Source organism: Bradyrhizobium sp. CCBAU 11434 (genome assembly GCF_028128895.1).
GTDB classification, from domain to species: Bacteria; Pseudomonadota; Alphaproteobacteria; order Rhizobiales; family Xanthobacteraceae; genus Bradyrhizobium; species Bradyrhizobium zhengyangense.
The window spans coordinates 1-376 of the sequence record NZ_LBJX01000005.1 but is presented as its reverse complement, the minus strand read 5'-3'; the positions used below and the strand labels follow the sequence as shown (position 1 = coordinate 376).

General features: G+C 61.4%; 1 pseudogene. It reads left to right on the top strand.

The window, feature by feature from the left end:
* Nucleotides 1-376: pseudogene (locus XI06_RS07050) on the top strand (type VI secretion protein); the annotation flags it as partial.

The window sequence follows — 376 nt, the reverse complement described above, 5'->3', positions numbered from 1 at the left end:
TAGTCGAGCGAGATTGTTCAGCCCGACGCGGCGCGTTGTGGTGAAGGCGCGGGTGGTTCGTCACAAGGGGCGAGCCTTCCGTTCAGCACCACTGACCGCCCACCTCTCATATCTGAAGCGCGACGGCGTGACCCGGAGTGGTGAGCAGGCCGAGATGTTTGATGCTCGCAGCGACGCCGCCGATGGCGCAGCTTTCACTGAACGATGCAAGGACGATCGGCATCATTTCAGGTTCATCGTCTCGCCAGAGGACGCCGGCGACATGACTGATCTGAAGGCCTTCACCCGCGATCTCGCGAAGCAGATGGAGACCGATCTCGGCACGCGGCTCGACTGGGTGGCTGTCGATCATTGGAACACCGACAACCCCCATGTT